Raw genomic sequence first — 6954 nt, 5'->3', positions numbered from 1 at the left:
CCCGCCGTACGCGGCGGCCAGCGCCCGCGCCATCTCGCCGACGGTGTGCGGTTCACCGCTGCCGGTGTTGTACGCCGTGAGCACACCCCGGGCGGCCTCCGCCTCCAGCGCCACCGCGTTGGCCGCCGCCACGTCCCGGACGTGCACGAAGTCCCTCAGCTGCCGCCCGTCCTCGAACACGCGCGGTGCTTCGCCCCGGGCGAGCGTCGAGCGGAAGAAGGAGGCGACACCGGCGTACGGGGTGTCGCGGGGCATTCCGGGGCCGTACACGTTGTGGTAGCGCAACGACACCGCCGACCCGCCGGTGCAGCGGGCCCAGGCGGCGACCAGGTGCTCCTGGGCGAGCTTGGTCGCCGCGTACACGTTCCGGGGATCGACCGGGGCGTCCTCGCCGACCGGACCGGGGGAGAGGTCGTCCCCGCACACCGGGCAGGCGGGCTCGAACCGGCCCGCGTCGAGGTCGGCGACGGCACGCGGCCCGGGCCGTACGACCCCGTGCCGCGGGCACTCGTACCGCCCCTCCCCGTAGACGACCATCGACCCGGCCAGCACGAGGCGCCCGACGCCGGCCTCCGCCATGGCGGCGAGCAGCACGGCGGTGCCGAGGTCGTTGCGCGAGACGTACTCCGCCGCGTCGGCGATCCCGTTGCCGAGCCCGACCATCGCGGCCTGGTGGCACACGGCGTCCACACCGGACAGGGCGCGGCCGACGGCCGCCGGGTCCCGCACGTCGGCGCCGGGATCCTCCCGCACGTCGAACACGAGCGGCTCGTGTCCGCGCTCCCGGAGCGCGGCGACGACATGGGACCCGATGAACCCGGCACCGCCGGTGACCAGTACGCGCATACGGCCACGCTAGGTCCGCACCGGCGCCGCACCACGGGACCGCGCCCGCACGTCATGACTCCGTAAGGCATGTGCGGGTGCGTCGAACCAGGACGAACCGGAAGCCATACGAGAGGCTGCCCCCCCCATGACAGCCTCACCCTCCACCGACACCCCGTACCGCTACGACGACCTGACCGCCCTCTACGTCAACTGCACCCTCAAGCCGTCCCCGCAGCTCAGCCACGCCCAGGGCCTGATCGACAGGAGTCGGGTCATCATGGACGCCGTCGGCGTGACCACGGACCTGATCCGCGCCGTGGACCACGACATCGCACCCGGCGTCCACCCGGACATGACCGAGCACGGCTTCGCCACCGACGCCTGGCCCGGGCTGTACGAGAAGGTGATGGCCGCCGACATCCTCGTGCTCGCCGGACCGATCCGGCTGGGCGACAACAGCTCCGTCACCAAGCAGGTCATCGAGCGTCTCCACGCCTGTTCCTCGCTGCTCAACTCCCAGGGCCAGTACGCCTACTACGGCCGCGTCGGCGGCTGTCTGATCACCGGCAACGAGGACGGCGTGAAGCACTGCGCCATGAACGTCCTCCACAGCCTCCAGCACCTCGGCCACACGATCCCGCCCCAGGCGGACGCCGGCTGGATCGGCGCGGCCGGCCCCGGGCCGTCGTACCTCGACCCGGGCTCGGGCGGCCCGGAGAACGACTTCACCAACCGCAACACCACCTTCATGACCTGGAACCTGATGCACCTCGCCGCCCTGCTGAAGCGCGCCGGAGGCATCCCCGCCCACGGCAACCAGCGCTCGCAGTGGGACGCCGGCTGCCGCCCGGGCGCGGACAACCCCGAGCACCGCTGACCGGTCCCCGGAGGGCGTAAGGGTTTCGTCATCCGCCAGGCAGCCCAGGACGGCCGCCGGCCCGGGGCACGCAAAGGGTCGCCGCCCTCAGCCGGACTGGACAACAACAAACCCCAGGCCACTGACCTGACCTGGGGTTTCTCTCTGGAGCGGGTGACGAGAGTCGAACTCGCGCTCTCAGCTCGGGAAGCGACGCGCTCGGGTAGGCCGTAAGGCGCTGACGTGCGCAGGTGCCTTGTGCTGGGGTGGGCGTGAGGGTCGGATCACGCCCCCGTTGACCGTGGTTGTCCGCTCTTACGGGCACGCTGTGGGCATGAAGCGCAGGCGCGGGCTCCGGCGGGGCTACGTGACTCCAAGGGCCGTCCGGAAGTTGAGTTTCCGGGCAAGGCCTTCGATGGCTGGTTGCGACAGCGTACGTGGACCGGCGGCTTGCTGGTGTTTAAGGAATTCCTTAACCTTGTGATGTGGGTGTCGAGGGGAGTCGTCTTGGGCTGGGCGATCAAGGTCACCGATGAGTACGCGGAGTGGTTCAGGCTCCTGATCAAGGAGGATCTGGGTTCGGCCTCCCAAGTCGCGCAGGCTGTGGCCGCCCTGCGCGAGGCAGGGCCGACCTTGGGACGCCCCCTCGTGGACCGGTTGAAGGGCTCGGAACTGCACCATCTGAAGGAGCTGAGGCCGGGGTCGGGTGGGCGCTCCGAGATCCGGATCATCTTCGCCTTCGATCCGACTCGCTCGGCCCTGCTGCTCCTCGGCGGTGACAAGGCCGGAAACTGGGAGCGCTGGTATCGCGACAACATTCCGCTGGCCGAGCAGCTCTACCACGATTACACCAGCGGCGAGGACTGAGGGAGTAGCCATGTCCAAGAAGGCTGCGCAGGACTGGGAAGTCCTGGAGCAGGAGCTGTACGCGGCAGGTGTGGAGCCTGTCGAGGTGGAAGCAGGATCTCGCCGGCTTCTCGCTGAGGCACGTGGCCACCAGCTTGCCGAGGCACGCAAGCAGTCGGGGTTGGCCCAGCGAGATGTGGCGGCCCGGATGGGCGTCAGCGTCGCCCGGGTCTCCCAGATCGAGCACGGTGAGGGGGCCACCCTGGACGTCATCGCTCGCTACGTGGAGGCACTCGGCGGCCGCTTGGACCTGGTCGCCGACTTCGGCGACCACACACTGCGCATGCCGGCCAGCGGCAATCAGGGCAGCGCAGCGGCGTAGTCGTCGTCGAGCGTTGTAAGGCTGCGGCTCGTCGTCGCCGCGCCTGAGCGGACCAACGGCAAGCGGGCTCCGGGCCCGACGAAGTCCGATGCGGACGCTCGCGTCGTCGTGCTCCCGGCCTTCCTGTGGAAGGGGGTGAAGAGGCACCTGGACCGGTTCGCCGGGAAGGGGCCCGATGGGCTGGTCCCCGTGGGTGAGGAGGGCGCGGCCTTCCGGCGCACCTCGTTCGGGCGGAAGCGGCGTCGGGCGCGCGCGGCCGCCGGCCTCCCGGACGGCTTCCGCCTCTACGGCCTTCGTCACACCGGACACACCCCCTGTCGACCCGCTCGGGTGCCGCTTTCCGGGACACGATGGTGCGCGCCGGCCAGTCCTCCGAGAAGGCGGCGCTGATTCATCAGCGCTCCGACGATGACCGGCAACGCGAGGTCGCCGCCGGGCTCGACGACCTGGTGCGCGCCGAACGTGCGAAGCACCACACCGGCGACCGCGCGCACCACAAAGAGGAGTCGCCGGAGAGCTGATGGTGCGGTTGTGGTGCGGCATCACCGACTGGTCTGGACAACAAAGAACCCCCGGGCCTCTGGCCTGGGGGTTTCTGCTGGAGCGGGTGACGAGAATCGAACTCGCGCTCTCAGCTTGGGAAGCGACGGCGTCTGTCAGGCCATGTGGTCTCTGACCTGGTCATACGCAGCTGATACTGGGCCGTCGGCATGCCGGGTCACACCGCTGTTCACCGTAGCCGTCCGCTCTTACGGGCACGCTGTGGGCACGCGTCAGGAACGCCGAGCCGCAAGCGGCGCTTGGCGGATCGCGGCGAGCGCGATGTCCTGTCGCGGAGAGTGACCCGGGGATGGTCGTTGCAACCGCACAGGGTGGGTGGTGCTCAGTCGCCGTACGGGGCGAGACGATTTCAGGAAGCGAGTCCGTGAGCAGGTGTCAGCGGGTCGATCGGGCCGGCGCTATCCCGGGAAGTTGCTGACGGCCAAGACCGAATTACCGTTCACGAGGATGTGAGGGGCGAGGCGAAGGCACCCCATCCTCGTGCCGACCTGCGCCACCCAGGATGCCGGCCAGGCATCGCCTGTTACGCCTTCCACCGTCATAGAACGGCTGGTCAGGTGCATCCTGGACCACTGTGTCGGCCTCCAGCCACCGGCCTCTTCAGCACAGCCGGTGTTAACGCTTGCATTAACATGGGGCTCGTGGCTCAATGGGAAGTGGTCCTCGTCGCGGAGGTCGCGGCGTGGTTCGAGGCGCTGGCCGAGGAGGACTGGGACAGCGCCGAACAGGTGGAAGACGCCATCGACATGCTGGCGGCCACGGGCCCGACGCTCGGTCGTCCGCTGGTCGACCGGATCAAGGGTGCCGACAACCATCACTTGAAGGAGCTGAGACCGGGTTCGTCCGGGAGCAGCGAGATCCGGATCCTCTTCGCTTTCGATCCGGTGCGCCGGGCAGTGCTGCTGGTGGCCGGCGACAAGGCCGGAAACTGGCAGCGTTGGTACGACGTCAACATCCCGATCGCCGAGGAGCGCTACCGGGCGCATGTGACTGATCTTGAAACCAGGGAGTACGAATGAGCACGGTCGGCTGGGAGGAGACCAAGCGCAAGGCGCGTGAGCGGCGCGAGGCCGCTGGGCTGCCGGTGCGTTCGGCTCAGGAGAAGCAGGCAGCCATGGACAGGCTGACCGCGGAGGTGCGCGCTCACAAGCTTGCGGAGGTCCGACGTGAACAGGCGTTGACCCAGCGCCAGGTCGCCGCGTCCATGGGGGTCTCGGCACCTCGCGTCTCCGCGATCGAGCACGGCGAGCTGGACCGGGCCGAGGTGGCGACACTCCGAGCCTATGTGGAAGCGCTGGGTGGTCGGCTGCGTGTGGTCGCGGACTTCGGAGACGCGGAGTACACCGTGGCCTGAGCCGGCTGCCGCTCTTGACGCCCGGCACGGGCAGCTCTTCGACGCGCTCCAGGACCCGTGGAAGCCTCCGCGTGGGTATGGAAAGCCCTCGGCAACGAACAAGGCCCGGGTCTCTGACCTGGGCCTTCGTGCTGGAGCGGGTGACGAGAATCGAACTTGCGCTCTCAGTTTGGAAGCTGCGGTCATTTGCGGGCGGGTTAGGCGCTGACCTGCACGAACGGCTGTGATGCAGCCTCGTCGGGCCCGGTTGCTTTCCCCGCTGTTCCCCGCTTGTTCTGGTGCGCTTGTGGTGCATCCTGTCGAAGGCACAGAGGCAGGAGTGTCCGTGCCTCGTGCCATGATCCTCGGGTGCTGCAGATCCCGGGATACGAAGGCGGCCCTCTGGTCGCGGGGAGCGCCTACCTGGACAACCCCTTGTTCTGGCCGGTGCACCTTGGTACCTGTTTGCGCGGTGAGGACGCGCAACGAGCCGCGTTCGGTGCCGACTGGGACGCGGCCATGGAGCTGTACCGCGCACTCTCCGCCGACCATGAGTGGCCGGTGTTCAGCGTGCCCCTGCGCTCCGGCCACACCATCTACGTCGTCTACCGCAACTTCGACGGAGACCGGGGGGTGGACTACCTGATACATCACCCGGCTTGGCCCGCGGCGGAAACCCTCGCAGTGGACGACGGCCACTTCATGGGGCCCGGCACGGCTTGGCCGGAACTGCTGTCCGCTGCTCGACAGTCGGCACCAGAGGGCGTTGGCGATACCGACGCCCGCCTCCTTCTACTCTTCCCGACACTCGGCGATGCGCGGCTTCCCGACGACGCGGTGCTGCACCTCACTGCCGCGCTTGCTGCTCTCACCGTGATCGAAGAGCCCGCCGAAGTAGCGGGGATGCTCCTGGAGAACCAGGGCCAATGGGAGCTTGCCCACTGGAGGTCGGCAGACAGCGCCTGGATCAACGACGGCGGGCACTCCTACCGAAACCCCTGCAACGCTTTCGCTCTGCCGGAGCGGCGCCTGCGGGAGATCAGCAACGCTTTGAACGACGAGGAGTGACAACCGCACCGGCATCCCGCTGAAGCTCTGAGCTTGGGAAGCTGCGATCATTCGCGGCCGGTTCCAGCGCTGACCTGGGTGAACGGCTTCGGCGCAGCCTCTTCGCGTCCGACAGCTTTCACCGTGCTTCCCCGCTGTTCCCCGCTCGATCTGGTGCGTTTGTGGTGCGGCGGTAATACGACGCCCAACAGGGTGCGCGTCCCTACCACTTCCGCCACTTGTCCGTGAGCTGGTAGCGGCCCAGTCCGTGGCGGGCGGTCAGTGCGACGACGTCGACTCCGTGCTCGGTGAGCGACTGGTCGATGTAGTCGCACAGCTCCTCGCGCTCGTCGGTTTCGAAGGCGCTTCCGTTGTGGGCTTCGTCCACCGCGTTGAGGGCCAGGACGACGCGCTCCACCACAGCGAAGACCTGCTCGTCGCCGGCATCGTCAAGTCCGGCGAGCTGTTCCTCGAAGGTGTCGAGCACTGCATCGGTCGCCGTGAGCAGTTTCTCGGGGAACAGCCCAGCCATGCAGGCGCACTCGGGGTCCAGGGTGCCGGCGGCGATCTCCGCGGCTTCCTCCGCCATGCCGTGGCGCCGGCTCGTAGTCGGTCTCTCAGCCATGGGCGGGACCGTACAGGCCAGGACTGACAGCGAAGCCGACGTGGCACGACCCCGGACACGACGAAGGGCCGGCCTGGGAGGAAACCCCTCCTGAGCCGGCCCTTCTGGCTGTGCCCCCGGCAGGATTCGAACCTGCGACACCCGCTTTAGGAGTTTTCCCCGGGCAGGACTGTGACCTGCGGAAACAGTGATCGCAGGGTGCCTGGCCTGGGGAAGCACCCCTTCGCAGTTCTCATGTGTTCGCGGGGCTTCCCGGCCTCATGTGTGCTGAATCCGTTCCGGGCCGACTGCAGGGGAGACCTCTTGTCGCAGGTTGCGGGCGCGCGGCCAGGGGGAGACATGGGCCGCGGAGGTCCGTGGAGGCTTGCGCTATGCAATTGGAGGTATATACCGTTGATTGCATGACGGAGCGGTGGGAGATCGAGATCGAACCCGAGGTGCGGGATTGGCTGGAGCTGCTTCCGTTTCGCCTCTAC

General features: G+C 68.4%; 8 protein-coding genes and 2 pseudogenes. 8 read left to right on the top strand and 2 right to left on the bottom strand.

Features of this window, described 5'->3' with window-relative positions; genetic code table 11:
* Positions 1–846, bottom strand: an 846-nt coding sequence (locus RH94_RS28270) for an NAD-dependent epimerase/dehydratase family protein (RefSeq protein WP_407697367.1), incomplete at its 3' end; no start/stop codon positions are given.
* A gap of 127 nt (positions 847–973) precedes the next feature.
* On the opposite strand from RH94_RS28270, the gene RH94_RS28265 reads away from it, so the two are divergent.
* The 7 genes and pseudogenes from RH94_RS28265 to RH94_RS28235 all read left to right on the top strand — a co-directional run bounded on the left by RH94_RS28265 (position 974) and on the right by RH94_RS28235 (position 5874).
* Complete coding sequence (locus tag RH94_RS28265) at positions 974–1705, top strand: flavodoxin family protein (RefSeq protein ID WP_073951164.1); 732 nt, start codon at positions 974–976, stop codon at positions 1703–1705.
* A gap of 462 nt (positions 1706–2167) precedes the next feature.
* Positions 2168–2551 carry a type II toxin-antitoxin system RelE/ParE family toxin gene (locus RH94_RS28260; protein WP_073951237.1) on the top strand — a complete coding sequence of 128 codons (384 nt, stop codon included), beginning with the start codon at positions 2168–2170 and terminating at the stop codon, positions 2549–2551.
* A gap of 10 nt (positions 2552–2561) precedes the next feature.
* Positions 2562–2912 (top strand): helix-turn-helix domain-containing protein, encoded by a 351-nt coding sequence (locus tag RH94_RS28255; RefSeq protein WP_073951162.1) that lies wholly within the window; start codon positions 2562–2564, stop codon positions 2910–2912.
* Positions 2913–2933: 21 nt separating this feature from the next.
* Positions 2934–3433: pseudogene (locus tag RH94_RS46810) on the top strand (tyrosine-type recombinase/integrase); the annotation flags it as partial.
* Positions 3434–4105: 672 nt separating this feature from the next.
* Entirely contained in the window at positions 4106–4492 is a 387-nt protein-coding gene (locus RH94_RS28245; RefSeq protein WP_073951160.1) for a type II toxin-antitoxin system RelE/ParE family toxin, read from the top strand.
* Entirely contained in the window at positions 4489–4827 is a 339-nt protein-coding gene (locus RH94_RS28240; protein ID WP_073951158.1) for an XRE family transcriptional regulator, read from the top strand. Before RH94_RS28245 ends, RH94_RS28240 begins: the two co-directional genes overlap by 4 nt.
* A gap of 348 nt (positions 4828–5175) precedes the next feature.
* The gene (locus RH94_RS28235; protein WP_073951156.1) at positions 5176–5874 is read left to right on the top strand and encodes a hypothetical protein; all 699 of its coding nucleotides are present in this window, start codon (positions 5176–5178) and stop codon (positions 5872–5874) included.
* 202 nt (positions 5875–6076) lie between these two features.
* Here RH94_RS28235 and RH94_RS28230 read toward each other — a convergent pair whose 3' ends face one another.
* The gene (locus RH94_RS28230) at positions 6077–6478 is read right to left on the bottom strand and encodes a hypothetical protein (RefSeq protein ID WP_073951154.1); all 402 of its coding nucleotides are present in this window, start codon (positions 6476–6478) and stop codon (positions 6077–6079) included.
* Positions 6479–6879: 401 nt separating this feature from the next.
* On the opposite strand from RH94_RS28230, the pseudogene RH94_RS44845 reads away from it, so the two are divergent.
* A pseudogene (locus RH94_RS44845) lies at positions 6880–6954 on the top strand (type II toxin-antitoxin system RelE/ParE family toxin); the annotation flags it as partial.

This window comes from Streptomyces kebangsaanensis (genome assembly GCF_001906585.1).
Lineage (GTDB): Bacteria > Actinomycetota > Actinomycetes > Streptomycetales > Streptomycetaceae > Streptomyces > Streptomyces kebangsaanensis.
Note: the sequence above shows the minus strand (reverse complement) of the source record. Positions and strands in the feature narration are given on the sequence as shown.

Excerpts from the sequence above, each read along its gene's own strand:
- RH94_RS28260 (WP_073951237.1), top strand. The coding sequence starts at position 2,168 with ATGTGGGTGTCGAGGGGAGTCGTCTTGGGCTGGGCGATCAAGGTCACC.
- RH94_RS28230 (WP_073951154.1), bottom strand. The coding sequence starts at position 6,478 with ATGGCTGAGAGACCGACTACGAGCCGGCGCCACGGCATGGCGGAGGAA.
- RH94_RS28265 (WP_073951164.1), top strand. The coding sequence starts at position 974 with ATGACAGCCTCACCCTCCACCGACACCCCGTACCGCTACGACGACCTG.
- RH94_RS28240 (WP_073951158.1), top strand. The coding sequence starts at position 4,489 with ATGAGCACGGTCGGCTGGGAGGAGACCAAGCGCAAGGCGCGTGAGCGG.
- RH94_RS28255 (WP_073951162.1), top strand. The coding sequence starts at position 2,562 with ATGTCCAAGAAGGCTGCGCAGGACTGGGAAGTCCTGGAGCAGGAGCTG.
- RH94_RS28245 (WP_073951160.1), top strand. The coding sequence starts at position 4,106 with ATGGGGCTCGTGGCTCAATGGGAAGTGGTCCTCGTCGCGGAGGTCGCG.